The sequence below is a fragment of the Microbacterium sp. MMO-56 genome (assembly GCF_037146215.1).
GTDB lineage: Bacteria > Actinomycetota > Actinomycetes > Actinomycetales > Microbacteriaceae > Microbacterium.
On the sequence record NZ_JBBCVW010000063.1, the window covers coordinates 1 to 221 of the forward strand.

A 221-nucleotide genomic window follows, 5' to 3' on the forward strand; every position below is an offset into this window, starting at 1 on the left:
GCATTCATCGCTCGGCTACCTCGCACCCGTCGACTACGCTCGGCAATGCACCCATCAATCGGAAACCGACGACTCGCACAGCGACCGGACCGAATGAAGGGGGCGGCCCACAACGGCTACCGGCATCGCGACCTCGATACGCGTGTCGGCACGATCGACGTCGCGATCCCGAAGCTCCGCACCGGGACCTACTTCCCGGAATGGCTGCTGGAGCGCCGGAA

The 221-nt window shown here is 65.2% G+C and carries 1 pseudogene; it reads left to right on the plus strand.

Annotated features, from left to right (window positions below):
• Positions 1-105 precede the first annotated feature (105 nt).
• A pseudogene (locus WFI00_RS17775) lies at positions 106-221 on the plus strand (transposase); the annotation flags it as partial.